This is a genomic window from Roseobacter ponti, from assembly GCF_012932215.1.
Classification (GTDB): Bacteria; Pseudomonadota; Alphaproteobacteria; order Rhodobacterales; family Rhodobacteraceae; genus Roseobacter; species Roseobacter ponti.
The window spans coordinates 1,285,978-1,311,879 of record NZ_CP048788.1 but is presented as its reverse complement, the minus strand read 5'-3'; the positions used below and the strand labels follow the sequence as shown (position 1 = coordinate 1,311,879).

The following is a 25,902-nucleotide window of genomic DNA, read 5'->3' as shown; positions in this document are numbered from 1 at the left end:
GTCTGCCGGTTTTCAATGAGAGGCGCGCACCGGTGCCTGATCATCCGCTGCATCCCTGAACAGCAAGCAGTGAGCGGGCGGCTGCCCGCGCTTCATCGGTGATGGTGTCGCCTGAGAGCATCCGCGCAATCTCGTCGATGCGGTCGTCGCCGGGCAGCGGCACGACCGTCGAGGTGGTCATGCCGCGGGAGACCCGCTTTTCCACGCGCCAGTGATGCGTGCCAAGGGCAGCCACCTGAGGCGAATGGGTCACCACCAGCACCTGGCCCTCTGCGGCCAGCGCCGACAGACGACGCCCCACAGCATCCGCAGTGGCGCCACCGACACCCCGATCGATTTCGTCAAAAATCATCGTGAGGCCGGTCTGTCCCCGCGTCAGGCATACTTTGAGGGCAAGTAAGAAACGGCTGAGTTCGCCGCCGGAGGCGATCCGGTTGAGCGGCCCGGAGGGCGCGCCGGGGTTGGTCGCGACGCTGAACGCCACCGCATCCTGCCCCTCGGGCCCAGGTACCTCGGGTGTGATCTGCGTCGTGAAAACCGCACGTTCCATCTTCAGAGGCGCGAGCTCTGCACTGACGGCTTTATCAAGTGACAAGGCCGCTGACGTGCGGGCCTCGCTCAGACGCGCCGCTGTGTCGTTGTATGCGGCCTCTGCCTTGTCGAGCGCCTGCCTGAGCTTCGACAGGTCCGCATCCCCGGCATCAAGGGCATTCAGTTTTTCGCGCAGAGTATCGCCGAATGCAGCCAGATCATCCGCCAGAATGTCATGTTTCCGGGCGAGTGCGCGAATGGCAAAGAGACGCTCTTCTGTATTTTCCAGATCATTGGGATCAAAGGATAAATCCTGAACTGCATCGCCGATGCCGTCGAGCGCCTCCCCCAGTTCGGACATCGCGCGCGACAGTGCTGCCATCGGCGCCTCAAGCCGCCCTTCGGCATGCGTTGCCGCGCCATCAAGCCAGCGCATCGCCTCGCCAAAAGCCGCTTCAGCCCCCTGCGCCCCCAGAAGCTCATGCGCGCGCACAACATCGTTGCGGATCTTTTCTGCACCCTGCATCAGCCGCCGCTGTACATCGAGGCCGGCCTCTTCGCCGGGCTCCGGTGCCAGCGCATCAAGCTCCGCCACCGCGTGGCGGAGGTAATCCTCTTCTTCGCGAATGACCGCCATCGCAGCCTCGGCTGACTTCAGCGCTTTTGCGGCCTGCCCGCATGTGGTCCATGCCGCCCGGACCGCTGCGCGCTGCGCCTCCAGCCCGCCGAATTCATCAAGAATTACCCGGTGGCCACGCGGGTTCAGAAGCCCCCGGTCATCGTGCTGGCCATGCAGTTCTACAAGCGTCTCCGAGAGTTGCCGCAGCACTTCACCAGAGCAGCGCCGGTCATTGACCCATGCGGTTTTGCGCCCGTCGCGGCTGTTGATGCGCCGCAGGATCAGCTCATCCCCTTCCGGCAGGCCTGCATCACGAAGCACCGCACGGGCCGGATGATCAGGCGTCAAATCGAACCAGGCCGTCACCTCGCCCTGCTCTGCCCCCTGCCGCACCAGATCCGCCCGGCCGCGCCAGCCAAGCACAAATCCCAGCGAATCCAGAAGGATAGACTTGCCGGCACCGGTCTCCCCGGTGAGCACGTTCAGACCGGGCTGGAACGCAAGCTCCAGCCGGTCGATGATGAGCATGTCGGCGATGTCCAGTCCGCGCAGCATCGGCGTTATCGGTCCTCAGGCGTTGGCCGGGTCAGAGCCAGTTCCCTTTTACGGTCTGGCGATAGACCTGCCGCAGCCAGCCGTCACCGGCCGCTTCCAGCGTGAGCCCCTGCCCGGTGAGCAGCGCGTAGCTGTCCTCGTACCAGGAGGTCGAGCGATAGTTGTACCCCAGAATGGCACCTGCTGTCCGCGCCTGATCGGTAAGGCCAAGCGACAGATAGGCCTCGACAAGGCGGTGCAGTGCTTCGGGTGTCTGGGTGGTGGTCTGAAAGTCCTCAACCACGACGCGGAACCGGTTGATCGCAGCGGAATAGTGCTCACGGCGCAGGTAATAGCGCCCGATCTCCATTTCCTTAGCCGCAAGATGGTCAAAAGCGAGATCAAACTTCAGAATGGCAGAGCGTGAATAATCACTCTCGGGATAGCGTTCGATCACCTCGCGCAGTGACTGCAGCGCCTGGAAAGTGAGCCCCTGATCCCGACCGACTTCGTCAATCTGGTCGTAATAACTCAGCGCAAGAAGGTACTGCGCATAGGCTGCATCGTCGTCATCGGGATAGAAATCAATGAAACGCTGCGCTGCGGACCGGCTGTTGGGATAGTCTTCATCTGAGTGATAGGCAAAGGCCTGCATGATCAGTGCCCGTCGCGCCCAGTCCGAATAGGGATAGAGCCGCTCGATCTCGGAAAAGTAAAACGCGGCCTCATCCGGCTGTGACCGGCTCAGTTCAAATTCACCCCGTTCAAAAATCTGCTCAGCAGAATAGGTTTCCAGCGGAATTTCCTGCGGATTGAAGAAGCTGCCGGTCGTCCGGCCGCTGTCTTCGGCACAGCCGCCAAGTGCCACACCAACGAGCAGCGCGCCGATCACTCCGTGACGCGATCTGATCATTCCCATGCCGGCTTTCCTCATCCGTTTCCCCCGGGGCGCCGTATCCATGCGCGCTCAGGTGTGTCGTAGCACACAAAAAAGGCGCGCAAAACGCCCTTTGCATCTAATACATTGTTTGTGATGTTAAAAGCTGCCTGCCGTTCAGGCAACTGCGGGAATTTCATCCCAGACCAGACCGTAACCCGGAAGACGCGCTGCTGTATCTTCGTCACAGACGATCATGCGCACCGCCCCCGGTGTCGCAAAAACCTTGCGCAACAACGTGTTGGTCAGCGAATGGCCCGCACGTACACCGGTATAGCGCCCGATCAGCGGCGCACCCGCCATCGCGAGATCGCCCAGAGCGTCCAGCATTTTGTGGCGGACAGGTTCGTCACTGTGACGCAGACCGCCGGGGCTCAGCACATCGTCGCCGTCAAAGACGACCGCGTTCTCGCCGGGATTGCCGCCAAGCGCCAGGCCATTGGAGAGCATTGCATCCACATCCGCCTGACGGCAGAATGTGCGGCTGTCGCAAAGCTCGCGAGCAAAGCTGCCGTTATTCATGACAAGCGATTTGCGCTGATGACCAATGGCGCGGTCTTCAAAATCGATCTCGAAGTCGATGATCAGCGTTTCCGCCGGGGCCAGCGTTGCAGAGGCCTCTCCGTCGGTCACGGTGATTTCTTTCATGATCTCGAAGGCCCGCACCGGCGCACGCAGATCTCGCAGACCGCGCTGCATAATGCCGCGCACAAAGGGGGCTGCAGAGCCGTCAAGGATCGGCACTTCGGGACCGTCCATCTCGACCAGAGCGTTGTGCACGCCACAACCGGCAAGCGCCGCCATCACATGTTCGACAGTAGAGACCTGCAGGCCGGAACTGTTTTCGATACGCGTGCAAAGCGGCGAACGCAGAACGGCGTCCCAGCGCGCAGGCACCATACGATCACCCACGGCCACATCGGTCCGCGCAAACCAGATACCGTGCTCGGCGGTTGCCGGCCGGATGGTCAGCGTTGCTTTTTGCCCGGAATGCAATCCGGGACCCGAAAAACTGACCGGTGATTTGATGGTAGTCTGCACAATGACCTCTCAATCCCACAGGTTTTTCACCCGCTTGACAGGTAGTTAGGTGCTGGCGCCCCAGGAGCCAACTCAATCTTTGCAACCGACTGAAACACTCCTGTTACATTTCGGCGCAAAGACGCCTGCAAAATGACAACTCCTTGAATAAAATAGAAAAAGGGCCGCGTTACTGCGGCCCTGTTAACATCATTCGTGATGGTTTCAGTTCGCCTGACGACGCAGAAATGCCGGGATTTCGATGCGGTCCTGATCGGGGTCCGCCTGATCCTGAGGCATCGGAGCGGGTGCGGCACTGCGATGCTGAACCTGCGGTTGCTGGCGCGGCGCAGGCTGCGGGGCGCCTTCGCCGTGACCTGTCATGCGGTTGATCAGCGAGTTGATACCAAAGCGCGGACGTTCTCCCTGCTGGGCAGCTTCACGTGCAACCCGTGCCTGGTGATCGGACGCGGTTTGTGGTGCGGCCTTTTCGGCAGCGGCACGCAGACGGGCCAGTGCTTCCGGTGACGGCGTGCCGGGGGCCGGTGCGCGCGGTGCAACAAATGCTTCGGCCTGTGCTTCGGGCACATCGCGGCGCGGCTCGAACGCTGCGACCTGAGGCTGATACGCGGGCGGCGGCAGGTCGTCTGCGGCCTGCTGCGTGTCATCGGCAAAGATATCCTCGGCCATATCGGAGGCCGCGGCCTGCTCCACGTCGAGGGTTTCAAAAAGACCCGGCTCGTCGGTTTCGCGCGCAACGACTTCGGGCTGCGGCTCTGCCTCGGCGGCCACTGCTGCGGGTGCCACCTCTTCTTCGACAGCAGCAGGCTGGCGCAGCGGTTCGGAAAGCGACCGGCGCGGCACCGGCATATCGGCGTTCACATCTGCGGCGTCGATGCCGGTGGCAACAACGCTGACCCGCATCAGACCGCCCATGTCGGTGTCGAGTGTGGAACCCACGATGATGTTTGCTTCCGGGTCCACCTCTTCACGGATCCGGTTGGCTGCCTCATCCAGCTCAAAGAGCGTAAGATCGTGCCCGCCGGTGATGTTGATAAGAACGCCCTTGGCGCCGCGCAGGCTGATTTCATCAAGCAGCGGGTTGGCAATGGCCTTTTCGGCCGCCTGTACTGCGCGATCTTCGCCATCCGCTTCGCCGGTGCCCATCATCGCCTTGCCCATCTCGTCCATAACGGCGCGTACATCAGCAAAGTCGAGGTTGATCAGACCCGGGCGTACCATCAGATCCGTGACACCTTTGACACCCTGGTAGAGCACATCGTCCGCCATCGAGAAGGCTTCGGTAAAGGTGGTTTTTTCATTGGCCAGACGGAACAGGTTCTGGTTGGGAATGATGATCAGCGTATCGACGACCTTCTGCAGTGCCTCGACACCGTCTTCGGCCTGGCGCATGCGCTTGGCACCCTCAAACTGGAAGGGCTTGGTCACCACGCCGACGGTCAGAACGCCAAGTTCGCGCGCGGCCTGTGCAATGATCGGTGCAGCACCAGTTCCGGTGCCACCGCCCATGCCGGCGGTGATAAAGCACATATGTGCGCCTGCCAGATGGTCCACGATCTCTTCGATGCTTTCTTCTGCGGCTGCGGCGCCGACGGATGCGCGGGCGCCTGCGCCCAGCCCTTCCGTCACCTTCACGCCAAGCTGCACGCGGTTTTCCGCGCGCGCCTGCTGCAGCGCCTGTGCGTCGGTGTTGGCGACAACGAACTCAACACCATCCAGCTCTTTCTCGATCATATTGTTGACGGCGTTCCCGCCGGCACCGCCCACACCAAACACGGTGATACGGGGTTTCAGATCTGCCTGTCCGGGCATCGAAAGAGTAAGTGTCATTGTTAAATCCGCCTGTGCTGAAAACCCGCATTCACGGGTATTTTTCCGGTCCTGTTCCGTGACGACTTTATCCGTTGCCGACCCCAGGGTCACGCAAAAAACGCAAAAATGACACAAAATGTAGGGGGCAATCGGGCGTTGAGAGCCTGGCAGCGGGGCTATCGGCAAGATGTTGCGCAAAATCAAAGCGCAACACCTGGAACGTGACACAACCCCACCGGGAACGGCGCAGAAGCTGTGCCGGACGGTCGGGTGATTCATCGGTTAAGGGCGCCTGCTCGATCGCCTTGAGACCTCTGTCGGGTCTTGTGGATAACTTATCATGCGGGACGTATGGCGTCACCCGATTCTTTCGCCACGATTGCTGCGATCGGACACGTATCGGAAACGACCACCCTCACCAGTTGTCCCGAAACCATCTTACCGCCCGTTTCAGCGACCGGTTCGGATAGCCCTCGGCAGGGATGTCGAAATCCCACCATTCGTCCTGCGGGTGCGCGGCGAAAAGCGACAGCCCGACCACCGAGGCAAAACCCGGACCGGTAGCCGCCTGCGGCAACCCGTGCACGCGCAGAGGCCGGCCCAGCCGCACCTGCTGTCCGAGTATCCGGCTCGCCAGACCATCAAGCCCGGGGATCTGGCTGCCGCCGCCGGTCAGCACGATCTGCTGGCTCGGAAGGTGATCAAAGCCTGCCGCATCAAGTCGTGCGCGCACTTCTTCCAGAATTTCCTCAACACGCGGACGCATAATCCCGATCACCTCAGCGCGGCTGACGGTGCGGCGGTCGTGTTCAAAATCACCCGTGTCCCCGCCGATCTCAATCATTTCGCGGTCGTCCACGCCCGTGGCATGCACGCCACCGTAAAACGTCTTGATCCGTTCGGCATTGGCCATCGGGATCTGCAGACCCATCGAGATATCGGAGGTCACGTGATCGCCCCCCATCCTTACGGTATCGGCGTAAATCATGTGTTTCTTGATGAAAATCGACACGCCGGTGGTGCCACCGCCAAGGTCGATACAGGCCGCACCCAGCTCCTGTTCATCCTCCACGAGCGAGGAATACCCGCTGACATACGCCGAGGAGGCGATCCCGGCGAGTTCCAGATCACACCGTTTGATGCAATGTGCCAGATGCTGCACCGCCTGCCCGTCTACGGTGAGCATATGCATATCCACCGACAACATGGTGCCGAGCTGTCCGCGCGGGTCGACGAGACCCGAACGATGATCAATCGCGAAGTTGACCGGCTGGGCATGCAGCACTTCGCGGCCCGGTCCGTAATCCGGCACATCACAGGCGGCGAGAACACGCGCCACGTCCTGCTCCCCGACCGCTTCGCCTTCGAGCGGCAGAGCGGCATCAAGCCCGTAGGAGCGCGGCTCGGCACCTGCAAAACAGGCGATCACATGATCTACGCGGATGCCGGCCATCTTCTGCGCACCCTGCAGCGCCGTGCGGATCGCGCGCTCGGTCTCCTGCATCGCACAGACCTCACCGAATTTCACACCGCGTGAGCGGGTCGTGGCGGCACCAATCACCCGGAACCCCGACTGCCCGGCAAGCGATCCGATCTCACCTTCATCGCCCAGCGGACCGGTGCCGTCAAAGCGCAGCACCAGACAGGAAATCTTGGAGCTGCCCACATCCAGGATCGCCACTACGCCGCGCTGCATCGCGGCCTTGCGCATCTGTCTCATCTGCCGCTGATTGTCGTATAAGTCGCTCATTCTACTGCCCTGACACTTCCCGCATCTCCCACCAGGTCCCGGTGGCTGCCCTGCTCATCTGTACTGTCGGCCGCTGTCCCAGCCGCAGATCGATCCGCCGTATATCGCGTGCCAGCACGTCCTGGACGCCGTCCATTGCAATCACCCGGTCAAGCGCGCCAACAGCGTCGGTTTCGGGCAGCAGTATGCGCTGCCCCCGGTCGAGAACCACGTCCCACCGGCGATCGCCCATGCGCACGATCCCGCGCAAACGCCCGCCCAGCGGTGCCGCAGCCCGATAAAGCTCGAGCGCTTCTTTGACATGCTTCTGCGCCCCGGCTCCTGCAATCAGCGGCAGATCAGGCCGGTCCATGCGGGCGGCCAGCGTATCAACCAGAACCCCGTCCACATCGACCATGTTCAGGCCCCCGGGACGGCGCCATACCACCACAGGCCTGCGCGGCACGACGTCCACCTGCAGAATACCACCCGGCCGGATGCGCACGGTTGCGCTCCTCACCGGGGGAAGATCAGAGATCGTCGCCCGGATGGATTTAAGGTCGAGGTCAAATGAGCTGATCGGAAAGCCGAGCGGCACCACCTCGCGGATATCCGCCGCAAGCGCGTCGCCTGCCCCGTCAATTGCCATCAGGCGCACCATGAACTCCGGGCGGGTCTCAAAGGCGGCTTTTGCCTCGGATACCGTTTCGCGGATCGCCTCGCGCCGTGTTTCATCCGAAAGCCAGACCGTGCCGGCGGTAAATGTCAGCGCCATCGGCAGGCCCGCGCGCAGCATCAGTCGAAAGGCCGGTGTCAGCATCAGACGCTGCATCCGCCAGGACCATCGCGAGGGCGCCGGATCACAGGCCGTGCTGCTTTTACCCCGGAAACTCAGCGCGCGCATGAGGCGTCCTCCACCATCCAGGCACAGAGCGCGCCGAAACTCATCCCACAGGCCTGCGCCTGTTCAGGCGAGAGCGAGGTCGCGGTCATGCCCGGTTGCGTGTTCGTCTCCAGCAGGATCAGCCCGTCCGCGCCACGGCTCTCGTCCCAGCGGAAATCCGTGCGGCTGACACCACGGCATCCCAGAACCCTGTGAGCGCGCAGCGCATAATCGAGACAAAGAGCGGTGATCTCTTCGGGGATCTCTGCGGGCACGACATGGCGCGACCCGCCGGGTTTGTATTTGGCGTCGTAATCATACCAGCCGTCGGTCAGGATATCGGTGACCACCAGAGCGCGGTCGCCGATCACCGTGGTGGTCAGCTCGCGTCCGGGTGCGAAAGCCTCTACCATGACCTCATCGGGCATATCGGCGGCAAGATCAGGCGGGCCGTTGCTCGCTTCATGCACCAGATAGATTCCGACCGAGGAGCCTTCGTTATTGGGCTTGACCACGTAAGGAGGATCCATGACGTGACCTGCGCGCACCGCGTCGCGCGATGCGATGAAGCTCTGCACCACCGGCAGCCCGGCGGCAACAAAAGCATCCTTGCTGCGCTGTTTATCCATGGCGAGGGCCGAGGCCAGCACACCGGAGTGTGAATAGGGAATGCCCATCCACTCCAGCAGACCCTGAACACAGCCATCCTCGCCCCAGCGGCCATGCAGACAGTTCAGCACCGCATCGGGTTGAATATCCTGCAGAACGGCACACAGATCGCGGCCCGCATCAACTGCGACCACCTCGTATCCTTCTTCCCGCAAAGCGTCAGCGCAGGCCTGCCCGCTGGACAAAGACACTTCGCGCTCAGCCGAAGGTCCGCCCATCAATACTGCCACTTTCGGGGGTGTCCTGCTCGACTTACCCACCTTGGTGCCTCTGGTGGACCATTTCGGTCCGTTTTGTTTTATAAGCTCCGGCTTTGCGCCGGTTCACCGTCTTTTATCCGTGCATCCGAGGGTGGCGAATTATGGTTAAATTGCCGTTAAGTTTCGCCGACCCGCATGATTTCCCATTCTAGCGTGATACCGCTTTGGGCGTAAACCTTTTTTCGCACGTCCTCGCCCAATCCTTCAAGATCCGCCGCTGTGGCATCGCCGGTATTGATCAGGAAGTTTGAATGCTTTTCGCTCATCTGTGCGCCGCCACGCCGGGCGCCCCGCATGCCGGCGTCGTCAATCACCTTCCAGGCCTTTAGATCATGAACGTCATCCGCCCGCCCGGTCGATGAAAACCCTGCCGGATTGCGGAATGTGGATCCTGCACTGCGGTCTTTCACGGGCTGGGACGCGTTGCGTTGTGCCAGCTGGTCTTCCATGCGTGCGTGCAGCCTGGCGGGATCCTCCCGGGGTGCCTCAAAAACAGCAGCCGTGAGCACGGCCCCGTCCGGCAGCACGCTCTGGCGGTAAGCAAGCTGAAGGTCAGATGCGGGTATCCTGATCGCTTCGCCGGACCTCGTAACGGCCCGCACCTCTACAAGCACGTCCGCCGTATAGCTTCCGTAGCAGCCCGCGTTCATGCGTACGGCGCCGCCGATACTGCCGGGAATGGTGCGCAGAAATGTCAGATCAATCCCGGCGTCTGCCGCGCGCCGCGCGACATGTGCATCAAGGGCCGCCGCCCCTGCCGTGACCTGCGTTCCCGCGCAGTCAATCGCATTGAACCCGCGGCCAAGTCGGATCACCACAGCCCGCAGGCCGCCATCGCGCACGATCAGATTGGAGCCCACTCCCATCGGAAACACCGGCACCTCCGGCGGCAGGGCTGCCAGAAAGGCACAGAGATCTTCCTCGTCCGCGGGCTGAAAGAGCCAGTCGGCAGGGCCACCCACACGCAGCCATGTCAGATCACTCAGCGTCCGGTCCGGCGTCAGCCGCCCGCGCACCTGTGGCATGTCAGTCATCGGGCCCCTCTCAGCGCAGCGTGATGCGCCTGATCCAGCGACCAAGATAAATCACCGGCCATCGCAGGACCGACATGCCGGCGACCATCACCAGCATACCGATCCACGGACCATGCGCCCATGTCACAAGACCGACGATGGGGATGCCAACGGCGATCAGAATATAGGCATTGCGCCAGTGGTGGTCCCGGCTCGGCGTCATTGCGAGGACATTGGCAATCAGTGCCCAGAAAGCGGCGAGGATCAAAGGGGTGCTCATCGGGGGATCTCCGGTCGTTCGCCCCGTGCCCGGGCAAGAAAATAACGCAGGGGATTGCGGAACATCGACACGAAGGCAAAGAGCGCAAAACCCGCAACCCACCAGTTCCAGGTAACTCCGGCCAGCACAATCAGCACCGGCGCCATCAGCAGGAGGGCAATGCCCGGCACATATTGCAGTCGCATCGGCAGCATCGCGACCGCCGCCGAGGCGAGAACCCATGCAATACAGACCCAGAGCAACATGACTTTCTCCCTAGTAAGATCTGATTTTCGAAACGGTGGCACCGGTCGCAAATCCGGCGACTGCGGGCAGCAGATAAACGTAAAGGACAAATGCGCCGACAATGTTGTCGTTCCCTCCGCCGCGCGCGACAAACAAGGCGATACCGACGCTTGCCACGATCAGTGCGAACACCGTCCCGGCCAGCGCATATCCACTCATTCGCTTACCCGTCAACAGACCGATTACCCCACTGGTGGCAGACAACCCGGCCATGATGGCAATCAGTTTCATACCCGCGCTATGCCACCTTTTTCTTCAGCCGCTCCGGCAGGGCATTGGCCCAGGCGCTGATCGTACCGGCTCCGAGACAGACGACCATATCGCCGGGCCGCGCCTGTTCACGCACGAGGCGCTCCAGATCATCTTCATCAACGACCGCGCGTGCATGCCGGTGCCCGTGACGGATGAGACCTGCCACCAGATCGTCGCGCCCGTATCCGTCCACCGGGTCCTCGCCGGCGGCGAAAACATCTGCGATGCCCACCACATCCGCATCGTTGAAACAGGCGCAGAAGTCGTCAAAGAGTCCGGAGAGCCTTGAATACCGGTGCGGCTGGTGCACAGCGATCACCCGGCCCTCCGTCGCATGACGGGCGGCTTTCAGCACAGCCGTGATCTCGACAGGATGGTGTCCGTAGTCATCGATGATTGTCACGCCGTCAATTTCACCCACCCGGGTAAAGCGCCTGTTAACGCCGCCGAACGCGGCTAATGCGGTCTTAATCTGCTCGGCCTTCATGCCGAGATGGCGGGCGACAGCGATTGCAGAAAGCGCGTTGGAGACGTTGTGATCTCCCGGCATCGGCAGGCTGCAGCCCTCGATGACGATGCCTTCGGCCTGCAGCGCCACATCGAAATGCGCAACCCCTGCCCTGTAGGTAAGATTGACCGCCCGCACATCCGCCTGGGCGTTGAACCCGTAAGTCACAACGCGACGATCAGTGATCCGCCCCACCAGCGCCTGTACATCAGGGTCATCGGTGCAGCAGACCGCGACGCCATAGAACGGAATGTTGGAGACGAAATCGTAAAATCCCTGGTGCAGGGCTTCTTCGGTGCCCCAGTGCTCCATATGCTCGGGGTCGATATTGGTAATGATCGCAATGGTGGCGGGCAGCCTGTTGAACGTGCCGTCGCTTTCATCGGCTTCCACGACCATCCACTCGCCCTCGCCGGCCCGCGCGTTGGAGCCGTATGCGTGAATGATCCCGCCGTTGATCACGGTGGGGTCGAAATCTCCCGCATCGAGCAGTGTGGCAACCATGGTGGTGGTGGTCGTTTTTCCGTGAGTGCCGGCCACAGCGACATTGGATTTCAGCCGCATCAGCTCGGCCAGCATTTCTGCACGGCGCACCACCGGCAGACCCTGCGCGCGGGCGGCATCCAGCTCCGGATTGCCGGTTTTGATAGCGCTCGAGATCACGACGACCTCAGCGTTTGCGACATTCTCCGCCTTCTGGCCCTCAAAAATATGTGCGCCAAGGCCCGCGAGCCGCTCGGTGATCGGCGAGGATTTCAGATCTGATCCCTGCACACGGTAGCCGTGGTTCAGCAGAACCTCTGCGATGCCCGACATGCCGATCCCGCCGATGCCGACGAAATGAATGGGGCCCACGTCACCGGGCAGTTTAGTTGCTGCACTCATGTCTCAAATTCCTTTCCTGCCAGCCGCTCGACCATCCCTGCCAGCAGTTCGGTCGCCTCGGGTTTTCCGAATTTCGCGGCCGAGCGGGCCATTTGCATCGCACCCTCCGGATTGTCCAGTACAGAGGCGATCATTTCGGCCAGTGCCGCGACGTTGGCTTTGGATTCCGGCACCATGATCGCGGCCCCGGCCTCCACGAGGCCGCGCGCATTGGCCGTCTGGTGATCTCCGGTAGCGGCAGCAAAGGGGATCAGGATCGACGGCCGTCCGATGACAGAGATATCCGCCACAGATGACGCCCCCGCCCGGCTGATCACCAGCTGCGCTTCTGACATCCGCCGCGGGACATCTTTGAAAAAGGGCTGCACCTCAGCTTTGATTCCGTTGTCAGCATAGTATTTCGCGACCCGCTCCTGATCTTCCTCGCGGGCCTGATGGCTCACCCGGATGTTGTCGAGGATGCGCATCGGCAGCTCGGCCACAGCAGGCGGCACCACATCGCTGAGAATGCGCGCGCCCTGGCTGCCGCCGATAACCAGCAGTTCCATCGGGTAATCGCCGGGCGAAATATACCCCGCCTCCGACCGGTCGAGCACCGCGCGCCGCACCGGGTTGCCGGTATGCTCGCCCACGACGCCCTCTGGCAGGTCTGTGGGCCATGTCCCGCAGGCAATCGCATCCACCCGCGTGGCAAAGGCCGTGTTCACGCGCCCCAGAATACCATTCTGCTCGTGGATCATGCGCGGCAGTTTCATCAGAAAGGCCGCGGCCATAGCCGGGATTGTCGGATAGCCGCCAAAGCCCACGACAACCGCCGGCCTGTCCCTGCGGAAGGCCATAAGCGCGCCCAGAACACCCGTACCGATCCGGAAAGGGGCCGCAGCTCTGGCCGCAGGACCGCCGCGCGAGAAGGTGGCACTGCTGATCTCCTCAATCTCTGTGCCGTCGGGAAAGGCGCCGGTGTAGCGCGCGCCACGGGCATCTGTGGAGAGCTTCACTCGCCAGCCACGGGCCAGCATCGCCTCGGCCAGAGCCTGAGCAGGAAACATATGCCCGCCGGTGCCGCCGGCTGCGATCACGAGAAGCGGCGCCGAACTCATCCTGAGCGCCCGCGGGTCAGCAGATCGCTGATGCCGCCCTGTGGCCGGGTCCGCGTGAAGGCCAGCAGCATGCCCACCGCGATGCCCGAGGCGATCACCGAAGAGCCGCCGTAGCTCACGAAGGGGAGTGTCATGCCCTTGGCCGGCAGGAGCCGGACCGCGACCCCCATATTAATCATCGCCTGCACACCGAGCGTACAGGCCAGCCCGGTGCCGGCGAGGCGGATAAACGGATCACGCTCGCGCACCAGCCGCATCAGAGAGCGTACCACCACGGTCGTATATAGCGCGATGATCACCAGCACGATGATCAGCCCGTATTCCTCGGCGGCCACAGCAATGATGAAATCGGTATGGGCATCGGGCAGCGACCATTTCACCTGCCCTTCGCCCACACCGACACCGAAAAGCCCGCCCTCGCGGATGGCATTGGCGGCATAGCCAAGCTGTGTCGTGGGGTCGATATCCGCGCTCAGAAACCCGTCGATGCGACGGGCGAAATGCTCGGAATTCGAATAGGCAATCGTGCCCCCGAAAATGGCCAGCATCGCCATACCCACAAGCAGCACCATCGGCGCACCCGCCACGAAATACATGACACCCCAGGCGAAGAGCACCAGACAGGCCTGACCAAAGTCAGGCTGCAGCGCCAGCATCAGCACGATCGAGATACACAGCGCAAAAGACCATGTTTTTCCCGGCGGCCCGTTAAGATCAGCAGAAGCGGCCATCAGCCAGGCCGCAACGACGACAAAGCCCGGTTTGAGAAACTCCGACGGTTGCAGCGACGCAAATCCGAGCCCGTACCAGCGCACGGCACCTTTGCCGAAATCCGTGCCGAAAAACGGCAGCAGCGCCATCGCCACGAAAGCCACCAGAAACCCCAGGACCGCGAGCCGGCGCACGAGAAGCGGCGACATCATCGATGTGATCATCATCGCCAGCAGCGCGACAGTGCCGAAAAACGCCTGTCGCTGCACGTAATGAAAGGGTTCAAACCCGTTTTTTGCCGCCAGCGGGGGTGACGCGGCAAGCCCGAGTAACAGCCCGATCGCGAACAGGATCAGGATGCAGGACATTGTCCATTTATCGACGGTCCGCCACCATTTCGGGAGGATCGGCTCGCCATCGCGAACCGGTACTGCGCCATAGACCATTTCCGTCATAGGGGCCTGCCTTGAAGTTTACACTGCCTCGATGCGCCCCTTTCCGGGGTCTGCTGGTGCGACAATAACGCGAATTCACCTGTCGCGCCAGCCTGAACCCTTGTCTTTGCGCGGTTTTCGGGCCAATGGGCTGCGATGCGAACAGATACAGCCATCATCGGTGCCGGCGCGGCCGGTATGATGTGCGCGGCCCACACTCCGGGACGTGTGCTCGTGATCGATCACGCGCAGGCGCCGGGCGAAAAGATCCGGATCTCCGGCGGCGGCAGGTGCAATTTCACCAATATGTACTGTGATGCACAGTCATTTCTGTCCGAAAACCCGCATTTCGCCAAATCTGCACTGGCCCGATATACCCAGTGGGATTTCATCAGCCTTGTGGATCAGTACGGCATCGCCTGGCACGAAAAAACGCTGGGCCAGCTCTTCTGCGATGGCTCTGCAAAAGAAATCATCGCCATGCTGCTGGATCTGATGCAGAAAAACGGCGCGATACTCAATTTGCAGACGACTGCCCGGGACTTTGCAAAGGGGCCGGACGGGTTCACCTTTGCCATGACCCGCGAGGGCAGAACGACGCAGGTCACAGCGAAAAACCTCGTCATCGCGACCGGAGGCAAATCCATTCCGAAAATGGGCGCCACCGGTCTTGCCTATGATGTCGCCCGCCGGTTCGGCCTGCGGGTTACTGATACCCGGCCTGCGCTGGTTCCCTTTACCTTTCCCGAAGGACGCTTTGCACATCTCGCCGGGGTCGCAGCACCTGCCCGGATAAGCGCGGGCGGGACCGCCTTTGATGAGGCTTTGCTTTTCACGCACCGGGGCCTTTCCGGGCCTGCCGTTCTTCAGGCGTCAAGCTACTGGCGTGAAGGCGAACCGGTGATGCTCAGTCTGGATCCCGAGAATACCCTGTCAGAGGCGCTGCGCGCGCAGCGTCAGCAGTCGGGCAGGCGAAAGCTCGTCACAGAACTCGCACAGCATTATCCGGCGCGGCTCGCAGATCATATCGCGACAGAGTTCGGGCTTGCCGGAAATCTTGCGGACCAGTCCGACGCGCAGTTGCAGGATCTTGCCGACCGGCTGGGAAACTGGGAGATGCTCCCCTCGGGCACTGAAGGCTACCGAAAGGCTGAAGTCACGCTGGGCGGCATCAGTACAGATGAACTCTCCTCACAGACCATGGCGGCCAAAGATATTCCCGGACTTTACTTCATCGGCGAGGCGGTGGACGTCACGGGATGGCTCGGCGGGTACAATTTTCAGTGGGCCTGGGCCTCAGCCATGGCCGCCGCCCGCGCGAAGTAACGCGGCACCTGACGCGTTACACTCTTCGCGGGAACGCCCCGGTCCTGCCGGACCCGCACCTCAGAGATACTTTGACACCTCTGCCACAAAATCATCACCGCGCTGCTCGAAGTTGTCGTACTGATCAAAGCTTGCAGCCGCAGGGGCCAGCAGAACCACGTCGCCGGGTTCCGCGTCCTCAACAGCACGCCGCACGGCCGCTTCCATTGTCGTGCAGACCTCAGCATCCACCGACAGCTGCAGTGCAAATCCGGCAGCTTCCCGTCCGATGACGTAGGCACGGCGCACGGACCCCGCAGCAGCCGACAGTCCGGACAGACCACCCTCTTTTTCCAGCCCGCCGCAGATCCACCGCACACTGTCAAACGCGGCGAGCGCATGTGCGGCGGCATCCACATTGGTCGCTTTGCTGTCGTTCACAAACCGCACCCCGCGCACCTCGCCCACAAGCTGGCTTCGGTGCGGCAACCCGGGATAGCTGTGAAAGCCCGCCTCGATGACTTTGGGCGCCAGACCCAGCGCCCGGCATGCCGCCCATGCAGCACAGGCATTCTGGTGGTTATGCGATCCCGGCAGCCCCGCAATGCCGCGCAGGTCAACGGATGCCACCTGACGCTCCTTGCGATACTCTGCGAGGAAACCTTTGCGGGCAAAGACCTGCCAGCCCGGGCCGGTGAGTTTGCGCTCGACCGACACCCGGATTACCCGGTCATCACCGCGACCTTCAGACAACTGCCCGGCCAGAAACCGGCCCTCGGCCTCATCGACGCCAATCACCGCCCGGTCCGGCCCGCCCTCCGCAAAAAGCCGCCTCTTGGCCGCGAAGTAGCCGCCCATGCCACCATGCCGGTCAAGATGATCCGGTGAAAGATTGGTGAAGACCGCGATGTCCGGTGTGAGACTGCGCGCAAGCTCTGTCTGGTAGCTGGAAAGCTCCAGCACCACGACCTCGCCGTCATGCGGCAGATCAATATCGAGAACGCCGCGTCCGATGTTCCCGGCAAGCTGGCAGGGCCGCCCGGAGGCTGAGAGAACATGATGAATGAGTGCGGAGGTGGTCGATTTACCATTGGATCCGGTCACCGCAATCACCCGCGGGCTGGTGTCAAACCGGTGCCAGTCGCTGGTCGCAAACGACTGAAAGAACAGCCCGATGTCATTATCCACCGGCACCCCTGCTGCGAGCGCCGCAGCGATCACAGGATTCGGTTCAGGATAGAGATGCGGGATGCCGGGGCTGACGATGAGCCGGGTGACGGCATCAAAATCCTGTACCGAGCGGAAGGCGCGGCAGGTGAACCCTTCGGCTTCGGCGCGCGCGCGCGCGTCCCCGTTGTCGTCCCAGCACAAAGGTTCCGCCCCACCGGCAGCCAGAGCGCGTGCGGCACTCAGCCCCGAACGCCCCAGGCCCAGAACGGCGACCTGCGCGCCTTCAAGGCCCGTGACCGGGATCATCCGGGCACCTTATGTGTGTTGGTGATATAGGCACCGCGGCTGTAGTCGAGGCCAAAGGAGAAAAAGCAGCTGGTATGAATGCGCGCCTTCACCGCCGCTTCGATATCGGCCATCAGTGCCTGCGTGAAAACGTCGTCGCGGTGCGGCTTTTCCAGCATCGTAATGCTCAGCAGCAGATGGATGTGATGCGTCTGCGCGCAGGGGTATGCGCGGCCCTTACACTCCCCGGAACCCGCATCGTGTTGCAGAATTATATGTTCAACCTCAGCGAGGATGGCAGGTGCATCAAGTGCCAGGCTGTCAGAATATTTCAGCTCCGCATGAGGCATTACCGTACCTTAAGCGTGGCCAGACCGATCATCGCGAGAATGAGCGAAATGATCCAGAAGCGGATCACGATGGTGCTCTCCGCCCAGCCCTTCTTTTCATAGTGGTGGTGGATGGGCGCCATCAGAAAGACCCGCTTGCCGGTCTTTTTGAAATAGAGCACCTGAATGATCACGCTCAGCGCTTCGACCACAAAGAGCCCGCCAACGATGGCCAGAACGATTTCGTGTTTTGTAGAGACAGCAATAGCTCCCAGCGCACCGCCCAGAGCAAGGCTGCCGGTGTCGCCCATAAAGACAGCGGCCGGTGGCGCGTTGTACCATAAAAATCCCAGCCCCCCGCCAAAAATCCCCGCCGTAAATATCAGGATCTCACCGGTGCCGGCCACGTAATGCACATCGAGATATTCGGTGAAGTCGACCCGGCCCACCGCATAGGCGATGACACCCAGCGTACCTGCGGCAATCATCACCGGCATAATCGCAAGCCCGTCGAGCCCGTCGGTAAGGTTCACCGCGTTCGCCGACCCGACGATAACGATCATCGCGAATGGTACGAAAAGAAAGCCGAGATTGATCAGCGTATCCTTGAACACCGGCAGCGCAAGACGGTTCTGCAGGGCCTCCGGATGATAGCGCGCGGCCAGAATGGCGGCTGTGGCAGAGATCGCAAAACCGATGGCCAGACGCATTTTGCCGGATACGCCCGAGGTCGTCTGTTTGGACACTTTGGCGTAATCGTCGAGAAACCCGATCAGCGCGAAAGACACGGTGACAAAGAGCACAATCCAGATGAAAGGGTTGTCCAGCCGCGCCCAGAGCAGCGTGGATGTGAGCAGCGCGCCGATGATCAGCAGCCCGCCCATTGTAGGTGTGCCGGCCTTTGCGAAATGCCCCTCGGGGCCGTCATCGCGAATGGGCTGGCCTTTGCCCTGGCGCTTGCGCAGCACCCCGATCAGCGGCTTGCCAAAGAGGAACCCGAAGACAAGTGCCGTCATAAACGCCCCGCCCGCGCGGAACGTGATATACCGGAAGAGGTTGAAGAAATCCCCTCCGTCCGACAGCAGCGTCAACCAGTACAGCATGGCATTTTCCTATTCCACGTCCAGCGGGGCATGTCCCATTTTGCGGATGGCGTCAACGATGAGGCCCAGTTTCATGCTCAGTGATCCTTTGGCCAGCACCACATCGCCGCTGTCCAGATGCCGTTTCAGGCGCGGCAGCGCGTCAGCTGAAGTCTCAAACCACTCTCCACGGCGTGCCTCGGGCAACAGATCCCAGAGCGACCGCATCAGCGGCCCGATGCAGTGGATCACGTCGATCTCTTTCACGGCGTCCAGATGTGCAATCCCGGCATGCAGAGCGATTTCGTCAGGCCCGAGCTCTTTCATATCGCCCAGATAGGCGATGCGCCGTCCTTTCGAGACACGCCCGATATCGTTCTGAACCTCCGCAGCGCCCAGCACTTCCAGCGCGGCCCCCATAGAGGTCGGGTTGGCATTGTAGCTGTCGTCGATCAGATCCAGCGTCAGCCGGGTGTCGACCGGATCAAGACAGATGCGCTCGCGTTGCCCCCGGCCTTTGTAAGGCCGCCAGCGCCCGATCGAGGCGACCGCAAGCGCCATATCAGCACGCAGGGCCGCCATGACCGCCAGCGCGCCAAGTGCGTTCATCGCAAAATGCCGCCCCGGCGTGGAAAGCTTAAAGAGCAGCGGCTCCATGCCCATCTGTGCCTGCACGACGGTTGTTTCACCCTGTACAACCGCTTTTTTCAGCTGAAAATCATAGCCGTGCTCACCAAAGCTGATGTCACGCAGTTTGCAGTCCCGGGCTTTGGCCATCAGAATGGCAGATGTCTCGACGTCCGCGTTCAGCACCGCGATCCCGTTCGGCACGACGCCCTCTAAGATCGACGCCTTTTCGACGGCGATCCCGGTGATATCGTTAAAAGCCTCCAGATGGGCGGCGGCCACCGTGGTGATCAGCGCCACATGCGGCTGCGCCATTTTCGCGAGCGGTGCGATCTCGCCGGGGTGGTTCATGCCGATCTCAATGATCGCGAATTCGGTGTCTGCAGGCATTCGTGCCAGCGTCAGCGGCACGCCCCAGTGGTTGTTATAGCTTGCGACCGACGCGTGGGTCCTGCCCTGATCGGCGCACATGGCAAGCAGCATCTCTTTGGTCGAGGTCTTGCCGACGCTGCCGGTTACACCGACCACCCGGCCCCGCATCCGCGCGCGCCCGGCCTGTCCGAGCGCCTGCAGCCCGGCAAGCACATCCCCCACCACGAGGAGCGGCGCATCTTCCTGCACCCCCTCCGGCACATGCGATACCAGCGCCGCGGCCGCACCTCTCTCCAGCGCCTGCACCACAAATTCATGGCCATCGCGCACATCTGTGAGCGCCACGAAGAGATCACCGGGGTTCAGTGTGCGTGTATCGATCGACACGCCGCTGGCAGACCAGGCCGTGGTGGCCCGCCCGCCGGTGGCCGCCGCCGCCTCAGCAGAGGTCCAGAGCGTCACGCGAACCGCCCGTCGAGAGCGGAAACGGCGACACTGGCCTGTTCGGCATCATCGAAGGGGAGAATATCATCACCGACAATCTGCCCGGTCTCATGCCCCTTCCCGGCGATGAGCAGTGCATCCCCGGGCCCCAGCGCATCGACACCGCGCAGGATTGCCTCGGCCCGGTCGCCCACTTCGAGCGCATCCGGCGCGCCCAGCAGCACCGCCGCACGGATCGTTGCGGGATCTTCCGAGCGGGGGTTGTCGTCGGTGACGATCACGAGATCCGCGTGATCGGTTGCTGCCTGCCCCATCAGCGGGCGCTTGGTTGCATCGCGGTCGCCGCCCGCACCGATAATTGCAATCAGACGCCCCAGCACATGGGGGCGCAACGCCTGCAGCGCGGTCGCGACCGCATCAGGTGTATGGGCGTAATCAACAAAAACCGCAGCCCCGTTTTCGCGCGTTGCTGCAAGCTGCATCCGTCCGCGCACAGTTGTGAGGCTCTCAAAGGTGTCAAAGACCGCCGCAGGCGCATCACCGCAGGCGATTGCAAGCCCCGCGGCAACCATGACATTCTCGGCCTGAAAATCCCCGATGAGCGGCAGGCGGCGCACAAAGGTCTCGCCCAGATACCGGAAGGCCACCGTCTGTCCGGTCGGATCCACCTGGACCTGACCCATATGCAGATCACCGATCTGGCGCCCGACGCTGATCACCGGACAGTGACGCGCCGTGGCGATCGCTGCCATATCCGTGCCGCGTTCTTCCTCAATATGGATGACCGCATGCGCATCTTCCGGCAGTACACGGGCGAAAAGCCCGGCCTTTGCGTCGAAGTAATCTTCAAAGCTGGAGTGATAATCGAGATGATCCTGTGTGAAGTTGGTGAACCCTGCAGCTTTCAGCGTGACACCATCCAGCCGGCGCTGATCAAGACCATGCGAGGAAGCCTCCATCGCGGCATGGGTCACGCCATGGGCCACTGCCACCGCCAGCGCTCGGTGCAGCGTGATCGGCTCAGGTGTTGTATGGGCAAGTGGCGCGGTCCAGGCTCCTTCGACCCCGGTGGTGCCGAGATTTATCGCCTGATGGCCGAGCAGCGTCCATATCTGGCGGACGAAACTCGCAACAGAGGTTTTCCCGTTGGTGCCGGTCACAGCCACCATGGTCCCGGGCTGCGCACCAAACCAAAGCGACGCTGTGCGCGCCAGAGCCTCTCGCGGGGCCTGGCTGACCACAACAGCGCACTCGCCTGATGCCAGCACATCGGCAGCGAGGCTCGCTCCCTCAGCATCGGTGAGCACTGCGACGGCCCCCTGATTGAGGGCGGCTTCAATAAAACGCGCGCCATGGGTTATCACCCCGGGCATCGCCGCGAAAAGACATCCGTCGCGCACATCCCGGCTGTCCACGGCAAGACCGGTTATGTCAGGGTTCCGGCCGCTTCTGGCGGTCAGACCGAGAGATGAAAGCTTTTTTGACGTCTCGCGCATGGCCCCCGCCCCGGCGTTAGTTCTGAGTAAGCGTTATATCTGTCAGTTCAGCAGGTTCAACGGTTGGTCGGAGCCCCAGCAGCGGGGCGATGCGCCGGATCATTTCGGCTGCAACCGGCACCGCCGTCCAGCCTGCTGTGCGTCGCGGCTCATCCGAGGTGGTGTCGACCGGCTCATCCAGCGTGACGATAAGTACGTATTTCGGGTCGTGTGCCGGAAAGATCGAGGCGAATGTCGCAATGACTTTATCATCATAATATCCACCCTGAGGACGCGGTTTGTCTGCGGTGCCCGTCTTGCCCCCTACCGCATAGCCCGCCACTTCGCCGAAACTTGCCGTGCCCTCGGTCACCACCTTGCGCAACATTTTCCGCGCCGCCGCCGACGAGCGTTCCGAGAAAACCCGTTCGCCTTTGCGCGGCCCGTCCTGTTTCAGGATCGTCGGCTGCACTTTGAGCCCGCCGTTTGCAATCGCCGCGTAGCCTGCCGCGAGATGCATGGGTGAGGTTGAGAGCCCGTGACCATAAGAAATCGTCATCGCACTGATTTCAGACCAGTTTTTCGGCAGAAGCGGCTTGCCTGTGGCCGCCTCTACAATCTCAAACCCGGTGGCGTCCAGCATCCCAAGCCGTTGGAGAAAGGCACGCTGGCGTGCCGCGCCGATTTCCATGGCGAGCCGCGCGGTGCCGATGTTGGAACTTTTCACGATAATCTTGGTGACCGACATCTCGTCGCCGTAGTTGCGGAAGTCGCGGATCCGGAATTTGCCCCAGCGCAGCGGTCCTTTGGTGTCGATGACAGTATCTGGGTTCACCAGCCCGAGATCCATCGCCTGAGCCACGGTAAATATCTTGAAGGTCGATCCGAGCTCGTAAACCCCCTGCACCGACCGGTTAAAAAGCGGCGTATCAGAAGCATCACCCGAGGCCAGCGGGCGCGGTCGCGCATTGGGATCAAACGTCGGCAGGGATACGACGCTGATCACCTCTCCGGTGTGCACATCCATCAGGATTGATGTGGCACCCTTGGCATTCATCAGCTTCATACCGCCGTAAAGCACCCGCTCGGCGGCCGCCTGAACCGTCAGATCAAGCGACAGCTGTAACTGCGCATTGGCCGGGTCCCGCAAATAATCATCAAAGTATTTCTCGACCCCCGCAACACCGATCACTTCAGCCGCCGAGACGCCCTCTTTGCCGAACCCCGCCCCGCCCAGCACATGTGCTGCCAGCTGCCCGTTGGGGTAAAGCCGCATGTCGCGCGCACCGAACATCAGACCGGGGTCGCCGATTTCATGTACGGCCTGCATCTGCTCGGGGCTGATTTTCTTTTTGATCCACAGGAACTTACGCTTGCCGGTGAAATCTTCCAGCAGATCCTGTTCTTTCAGATCCGGGAAGACCTTTGCAAGCTCGCGGGCTGCATGGGCCGGGTCAATCATCTGCGGTGGCTGCGCATAAAGCGCATGTGTTTCAAAATTAGTCGCCAGCAACGCGCCGTTACGGTCCACGATATCTGCACGCGCGGCGTGGATCACCGATCCGGGCGCCTCCGCCCGGGGCTCGCGCGGCTCGGAGGTGGCCATCATGCCCATACGCGCGCCCACCACCAGAAAGGCCATGAGGAAAAACACCCCCAGCACGAGCAACCGACCTTCTGCGCGCTGACGTGCCTGGTCGCGCATCTGTTCGTGACGGATGCGTATGTTTTCACGCTCAATGGCCTCGGGGCTCTCGCCCTTCTGGCGCGCATCAAGGATCCGTGCGAGGGGGCGGAGCGGCGTGCGGATCATTGCGTCACCCCGGACGGCGAAACGCCGTCCACAAGGTTCGATACATCCACCCCGTCGGTAAATTCCAGTTCCGGCGCAGGCGGATAGGCGACCTGATCAATGTGCCCGAACTGGTCAGGCCGCAGCGGCAGCAGCCCCAGCCGGTCAAAGTTGATATCCGCCAGATCGCGCAACCGGTCGGGCCGGTTAAGATAGGCCCATTCGGCGCGCAGAACGGTCAGGCGCTCATGTGCCTCGCGGATTTCCTCGCGCAGTCCGCGGGTCTCTGCGAGCGCCCCCTGGGTCGCGTAATTCTCCCGGTAGGCCCAGAACGCAAGGCCGATCACACTGAGCGTGGTGAGGATATAAAACACCGTCCGCATCACTTAACCTCTCTGACCACCGGCATGCCGATGGATTTTGCATCTATGTCTCCGGCGGGCGCATCCGTGCGCCGCGCCACACGCAGCCGGGCAGACCGGGCGCGCGGGTTGGCGTCGACCTCAGCCTCATCCGCCGACACCGCTTTGCGCTGCGACAGGGTGAACTGCGGCGGTACTTTTTCAGTTTCAGGCGCGAACCTGTTGGCATTGCCCCCTGCGCCGGCGCGGGCGGTCAGGAAGCGTTTTACCATACGGTCCTCGACGGAATGAAAGGTGACAACAGCGAGCCACCCGCCGGGCCCAAGTACCCGCTCCGCTGCCATAAGCCCCTGAAACAACTCACCATACTCATCATTGACTGCGATCCGAAGCGCCTGAAAACTCCGCGTTGCAGGGTGTGACTGTCCGGGCTTTGCCCGAGGCAGACAGCTTTCAATGATGCCTGCCAGACGCAGGGTGGTGGTGATGGGCTCGAGCGCCCTTTCGCGCAGAATGGCCTTTGCAATTCTCCGGCTTGCCCGCTCTTCCCCGTACTGAAAGAGAATATTAGCAATCGTCTCTTCGGGAGCTTCGTTGATAATATCAGCAGCAGAAAGACCGTCCTGGCTCATGCGCATATCGAGCGGCCCGTCGCGCATGAATGAAAAGCCACGCTCCGGTGTATCGATCTGCATCGAAGACACACCCAGATCGAGCACAACGCCCTCGAGATCTGACGCAAAGCTGTCCATTTTTGAGAACACACCCTGCTGCAGGATCAGCCGGTCGCCGTAGTCTCCGGCCCAGCTTTCCGCCAGTTCAAAAGCCAGAGGGTCGCGGTCAACCGCAATGACCTGAGCCGCCCCGGCCTCCAGCAGACCGCGTGTATAGCCGCCGGCACCGAATGTGCCGTCCAGCCAGCGGCCCTGCACCGGGGCAACAGCATTCAGAATTGCAGGCAGCAGAACGGGGACATGGTGCGCAGACTGATCAGAAGTGGCCGCAGCAGCCATCACCTACTCCCCTTGCTTTGCATCCAAGAAGACCAGCGGATCAAAATCCTCCGGCAGCTCATCGAGCCATGCTTCTGTTTTGGCGGCTTCTTCGGCCTCATAGGTGCCCGGCTCCCAGATCTGGAAGGTGTCACCCGCGGCGATAAAAAAGGCCTCTTTGTCGAGGCCGATTTTCTGGCGCAGCTTTGCCGGCAGCACGAGACGGCCGGTTTCATCGACTGATGTGGGGAAAGACTGGCCATGAAAGAGCCGCTGCAGCATGCGCCGCTCCATCGAGCCGCGCGGCAGGGCATCGATCTTGTCATCCACCTCGTTGATGGCCTCGATTGTATAACACTCAAGGTAGCTGCGACGGTGATCGCCGTAGACGATGACCAGTTCGGGGGCATCGCCCGAACTCCAGGCCGGATCAGCAGCTTCGATCACACGGCGGAAAGAGGCCGGTATCGAGACCCGCCCCTTTGCATCGACCTTGTGCTGGCTTTCGCCTCTGAACCTGCGGCTCACTGCCTTATCCCAACTTCATGCGCTGCCTTAAGTTTCGCGCGTTTCCCCCTGATCTGAAATGGAAACGGCGGGTTGATCTGCTGCCACTGATCAACCCGCCGCCCTCGTCCCGCATCTGCGGGGAAGTCCGACTGCGCGCGCCACCTGGGGGGATGTCTGCTCGCTCGCGCGCCGGATCTCTTGGTCTGATGAAATCGAGGTGCCTGTATGAAACCTGCTAGAGTTTTTATTGCGTGGGGTCGTTTGGTGCCCCGGTCCCGCTCTCATCTGATGTAAAAGGTATAGCGTGGGATATCGTGGTACAGCAAGGGATTTTTAGCTAACAAATCCCTAAATCCAGGATTCAGCGTTAATCAAATCAAGATATAGAGCAGCAATTCACGAATTTTTGCTACAAATTGACAAAAGGCTGGCGCCATACACTATATGTAGGTCATACGCATCAGGGCGTAATTTTCCCACGAATTCCCAGATTTTTAGACTTTCAGGTGGCGTTCGGAAAGTGTTCATGTAATGTTCTCATACGAAACCTACCGGATCAAGGAGAATCGAGGCGCTTCGTCCAGTTTTGATTCGAATCAATGGCTGAAATCGATATCGGACCATGAATTCCCATCCAGCGACCAGAAATCGCACTGAACCCCGTCCGGACGGGC

24 protein-coding genes are annotated in these 25,902 nt (G+C 61.6%); 1 reads left to right on the top strand and 23 read right to left on the bottom strand.

All coding sequences use genetic code 11. From position 1 onward, the window contains the following. Positions 1–40 precede the first annotated feature (40 nt). The 14 genes from recN to ftsW all read right to left on the bottom strand — a co-directional run bounded on the left by recN (position 41) and on the right by ftsW (position 14,504). Positions 41–1,705, bottom strand: coding sequence for a DNA repair protein RecN (gene recN, locus G3256_RS06315; RefSeq protein ID WP_169640009.1), 1,665 nt, complete (start codon positions 1,703–1,705; stop codon positions 41–43). A 31-nt stretch (positions 1,706–1,736) separates the two neighbouring features. Continuing rightward, entirely contained in the window at positions 1,737–2,603 is an 867-nt protein-coding gene (locus G3256_RS06310) for an outer membrane protein assembly factor BamD (protein ID WP_169640008.1), read from the bottom strand. Positions 2,604–2,738: 135 nt separating this feature from the next. Then, positions 2,739–3,662 carry a UDP-3-O-acyl-N-acetylglucosamine deacetylase gene (gene lpxC, locus G3256_RS06305; RefSeq protein WP_169640007.1) on the bottom strand — a complete coding sequence of 308 codons (924 nt, stop codon included), beginning with the start codon at positions 3,660–3,662 and terminating at the stop codon, positions 2,739–2,741. Positions 3,663–3,866: 204 nt separating this feature from the next. Next, on the bottom strand, positions 3,867–5,492 hold the full coding sequence (ftsZ, locus tag G3256_RS06300; protein ID WP_169640006.1) for a cell division protein FtsZ: 1,626 nt from the start codon (positions 5,490–5,492) through the stop codon (positions 3,867–3,869). A 397-nt stretch (positions 5,493–5,889) separates the two neighbouring features. Then, positions 5,890–7,224, bottom strand: coding sequence for a cell division protein FtsA (gene ftsA / locus G3256_RS06295; protein WP_169640005.1), 1,335 nt, complete (start codon positions 7,222–7,224; stop codon positions 5,890–5,892). Position 7,225: 1 nt separating this feature from the next. Next, complete coding sequence (locus G3256_RS06290) at positions 7,226–8,107, bottom strand: cell division protein FtsQ/DivIB (RefSeq protein WP_169640004.1); 882 nt, start codon at positions 8,105–8,107, stop codon at positions 7,226–7,228. Continuing rightward, a complete protein-coding gene (locus G3256_RS06285; protein ID WP_206040799.1) occupies positions 8,095–9,015 on the bottom strand; it encodes a D-alanine--D-alanine ligase in 921 nt (306 codons plus the stop codon). Before G3256_RS06285 ends, G3256_RS06290 begins: the two co-directional genes overlap by 13 nt. Before the next feature lie 116 nt (positions 9,016–9,131). Then, complete coding sequence (murB, locus tag G3256_RS06280) at positions 9,132–10,049, bottom strand: UDP-N-acetylmuramate dehydrogenase (protein WP_169640002.1); 918 nt, start codon at positions 10,047–10,049, stop codon at positions 9,132–9,134. A gap of 10 nt (positions 10,050–10,059) precedes the next feature. Continuing rightward, positions 10,060–10,308, bottom strand: a complete 249-nt coding sequence (locus G3256_RS06275; protein WP_169640001.1) for a DUF2484 family protein — start codon at positions 10,306–10,308, stop codon at positions 10,060–10,062. Further along, on the bottom strand, positions 10,305–10,553 hold the full coding sequence (locus G3256_RS06270) for a DUF2484 family protein (RefSeq protein WP_169640000.1): 249 nt from the start codon (positions 10,551–10,553) through the stop codon (positions 10,305–10,307). Before G3256_RS06270 ends, G3256_RS06275 begins: the two co-directional genes overlap by 4 nt. 10 nt (positions 10,554–10,563) lie before the next feature. Beyond that, positions 10,564–10,824, bottom strand: a complete 261-nt coding sequence (locus G3256_RS06265) for a hypothetical protein (protein ID WP_169639999.1) — start codon at positions 10,822–10,824, stop codon at positions 10,564–10,566. A gap of 7 nt (positions 10,825–10,831) precedes the next feature. Beyond that, positions 10,832–12,238, bottom strand: coding sequence for a UDP-N-acetylmuramate--L-alanine ligase (gene murC, locus G3256_RS06260; protein ID WP_169639998.1), 1,407 nt, complete (start codon positions 12,236–12,238; stop codon positions 10,832–10,834). Beyond that, positions 12,235–13,338 carry a UDP-N-acetylglucosamine--N-acetylmuramyl-(pentapeptide) pyrophosphoryl-undecaprenol N-acetylglucosamine transferase gene (locus G3256_RS06255; RefSeq protein ID WP_169639997.1) on the bottom strand — a complete coding sequence of 368 codons (1,104 nt, stop codon included), beginning with the start codon at positions 13,336–13,338 and terminating at the stop codon, positions 12,235–12,237. The genes murC and G3256_RS06255 overlap by 4 nt, the downstream gene beginning before the upstream one ends. Further along, a complete protein-coding gene (gene ftsW / locus G3256_RS06250) occupies positions 13,335–14,504 on the bottom strand; it encodes a putative lipid II flippase FtsW (RefSeq protein WP_169639996.1) in 1,170 nt (389 codons plus the stop codon). Before ftsW ends, G3256_RS06255 begins: the two co-directional genes overlap by 4 nt. Before the next feature lie 135 nt (positions 14,505–14,639). Between ftsW and G3256_RS06245 the strand changes: the two genes are divergently transcribed. Then, positions 14,640–15,809, top strand: a complete 1,170-nt coding sequence (locus G3256_RS06245; RefSeq protein ID WP_169639995.1) for a BaiN/RdsA family NAD(P)/FAD-dependent oxidoreductase — start codon at positions 14,640–14,642, stop codon at positions 15,807–15,809. A 60-nt stretch (positions 15,810–15,869) separates the two neighbouring features. Here G3256_RS06245 and murD read toward each other — a convergent pair whose 3' ends face one another. From murD to mraZ, 9 genes are read right to left on the bottom strand one after another with little or no spacing between them, the layout of a single operon-like run. Continuing rightward, complete coding sequence (gene murD / locus G3256_RS06240; protein WP_169639994.1) at positions 15,870–17,264, bottom strand: UDP-N-acetylmuramoyl-L-alanine--D-glutamate ligase; 1,395 nt, start codon at positions 17,262–17,264, stop codon at positions 15,870–15,872. Continuing rightward, positions 17,261–17,593 carry a hypothetical protein gene (locus G3256_RS06235; protein WP_169639993.1) on the bottom strand — a complete coding sequence of 111 codons (333 nt, stop codon included), beginning with the start codon at positions 17,591–17,593 and terminating at the stop codon, positions 17,261–17,263. Before G3256_RS06235 ends, murD begins: the two co-directional genes overlap by 4 nt. After that, complete coding sequence (gene mraY / locus G3256_RS06230) at positions 17,593–18,675, bottom strand: phospho-N-acetylmuramoyl-pentapeptide-transferase (RefSeq protein ID WP_169639992.1); 1,083 nt, start codon at positions 18,673–18,675, stop codon at positions 17,593–17,595. Before mraY ends, G3256_RS06235 begins: the two co-directional genes overlap by 1 nt. Before the next feature lie 9 nt (positions 18,676–18,684). Then, a complete protein-coding gene (locus G3256_RS06225) occupies positions 18,685–20,115 on the bottom strand; it encodes a UDP-N-acetylmuramoyl-tripeptide--D-alanyl-D-alanine ligase (protein ID WP_169639991.1) in 1,431 nt (476 codons plus the stop codon). Further along, on the bottom strand, positions 20,112–21,593 hold the full coding sequence (locus G3256_RS06220; protein ID WP_169639990.1) for a UDP-N-acetylmuramoyl-L-alanyl-D-glutamate--2,6-diaminopimelate ligase: 1,482 nt from the start codon (positions 21,591–21,593) through the stop codon (positions 20,112–20,114). The genes G3256_RS06225 and G3256_RS06220 overlap by 4 nt, the downstream gene beginning before the upstream one ends. A gap of 16 nt (positions 21,594–21,609) precedes the next feature. Further along, the gene (locus G3256_RS06215) at positions 21,610–23,385 is read right to left on the bottom strand and encodes a peptidoglycan D,D-transpeptidase FtsI family protein (protein WP_169639989.1); all 1,776 of its coding nucleotides are present in this window, start codon (positions 23,383–23,385) and stop codon (positions 21,610–21,612) included. After that, positions 23,382–23,747 carry a cell division protein FtsL gene (gene ftsL / locus G3256_RS06210; protein ID WP_169639988.1) on the bottom strand — a complete coding sequence of 122 codons (366 nt, stop codon included), beginning with the start codon at positions 23,745–23,747 and terminating at the stop codon, positions 23,382–23,384. Before ftsL ends, G3256_RS06215 begins: the two co-directional genes overlap by 4 nt. Next, a complete protein-coding gene (gene rsmH, locus G3256_RS06205) occupies positions 23,747–24,739 on the bottom strand; it encodes a 16S rRNA (cytosine(1402)-N(4))-methyltransferase RsmH (RefSeq protein WP_169639987.1) in 993 nt (330 codons plus the stop codon). The genes ftsL and rsmH overlap by 1 nt, the downstream gene beginning before the upstream one ends. A 3-nt stretch (positions 24,740–24,742) precedes the next feature. Beyond that, positions 24,743–25,246: a division/cell wall cluster transcriptional repressor MraZ gene (gene mraZ / locus G3256_RS06200; RefSeq protein ID WP_169639986.1), complete on the bottom strand. Its 504-nt coding sequence runs from the start codon at positions 25,244–25,246 to the stop codon at positions 24,743–24,745. Positions 25,247–25,902 lie beyond the last annotated feature (656 nt).

What these genes read in the sequence shown, in the direction of transcription:
- ftsL (WP_169639988.1), bottom strand. Translation starts at nt 23,747, where the DNA reads ATGCGGACGGTGTTTTATATCCTCACCACGCTCAGTGTGATCGGCCTT.
- G3256_RS06290 (WP_169640004.1), bottom strand. Translation starts at nt 8,107, where the DNA reads ATGCGCGCGCTGAGTTTCCGGGGTAAAAGCAGCACGGCCTGTGATCCG.
- murC (WP_169639998.1), bottom strand. Translation starts at nt 12,238, where the DNA reads ATGAGTGCAGCAACTAAACTGCCCGGTGACGTGGGCCCCATTCATTTC.
- G3256_RS06270 (WP_169640000.1), bottom strand. Translation starts at nt 10,553, where the DNA reads ATGTTGCTCTGGGTCTGTATTGCATGGGTTCTCGCCTCGGCGGCGGTC.
- murB (WP_169640002.1), bottom strand. Translation starts at nt 10,049, where the DNA reads ATGACTGACATGCCACAGGTGCGCGGGCGGCTGACGCCGGACCGGACG.
- G3256_RS06220 (WP_169639990.1), bottom strand. Translation starts at nt 21,593, where the DNA reads ATGCGCGAGACGTCAAAAAAGCTTTCATCTCTCGGTCTGACCGCCAGA.
- mraY (WP_169639992.1), bottom strand. Translation starts at nt 18,675, where the DNA reads ATGCTGTACTGGTTGACGCTGCTGTCGGACGGAGGGGATTTCTTCAAC.
- ftsA (WP_169640005.1), bottom strand. Translation starts at nt 7,224, where the DNA reads ATGAGCGACTTATACGACAATCAGCGGCAGATGAGACAGATGCGCAAG.
- ftsZ (WP_169640006.1), bottom strand. Translation starts at nt 5,492, where the DNA reads ATGACACTTACTCTTTCGATGCCCGGACAGGCAGATCTGAAACCCCGT.
- G3256_RS06215 (WP_169639989.1), bottom strand. Translation starts at nt 23,385, where the DNA reads ATGATCCGCACGCCGCTCCGCCCCCTCGCACGGATCCTTGATGCGCGC.
- ftsW (WP_169639996.1), bottom strand. Translation starts at nt 14,504, where the DNA reads ATGACGGAAATGGTCTATGGCGCAGTACCGGTTCGCGATGGCGAGCCG.
- G3256_RS06310 (WP_169640008.1), bottom strand. Translation starts at nt 2,603, where the DNA reads ATGGGAATGATCAGATCGCGTCACGGAGTGATCGGCGCGCTGCTCGTT.
- rsmH (WP_169639987.1), bottom strand. Translation starts at nt 24,739, where the DNA reads ATGGCTGCTGCGGCCACTTCTGATCAGTCTGCGCACCATGTCCCCGTT.
- G3256_RS06255 (WP_169639997.1), bottom strand. Translation starts at nt 13,338, where the DNA reads ATGAGTTCGGCGCCGCTTCTCGTGATCGCAGCCGGCGGCACCGGCGGG.
- G3256_RS06235 (WP_169639993.1), bottom strand. Translation starts at nt 17,593, where the DNA reads ATGCCTCATGCGGAGCTGAAATATTCTGACAGCCTGGCACTTGATGCA.
- recN (WP_169640009.1), bottom strand. Translation starts at nt 1,705, where the DNA reads ATGCTGCGCGGACTGGACATCGCCGACATGCTCATCATCGACCGGCTG.
- G3256_RS06245 (WP_169639995.1), top strand. Translation starts at nt 14,640, where the DNA reads ATGCGAACAGATACAGCCATCATCGGTGCCGGCGCGGCCGGTATGATG.
- G3256_RS06265 (WP_169639999.1), bottom strand. Translation starts at nt 10,824, where the DNA reads ATGAAACTGATTGCCATCATGGCCGGGTTGTCTGCCACCAGTGGGGTA.
- murD (WP_169639994.1), bottom strand. Translation starts at nt 17,264, where the DNA reads ATGATCCCGGTCACGGGCCTTGAAGGCGCGCAGGTCGCCGTTCTGGGC.
- G3256_RS06275 (WP_169640001.1), bottom strand. Translation starts at nt 10,308, where the DNA reads ATGAGCACCCCTTTGATCCTCGCCGCTTTCTGGGCACTGATTGCCAAT.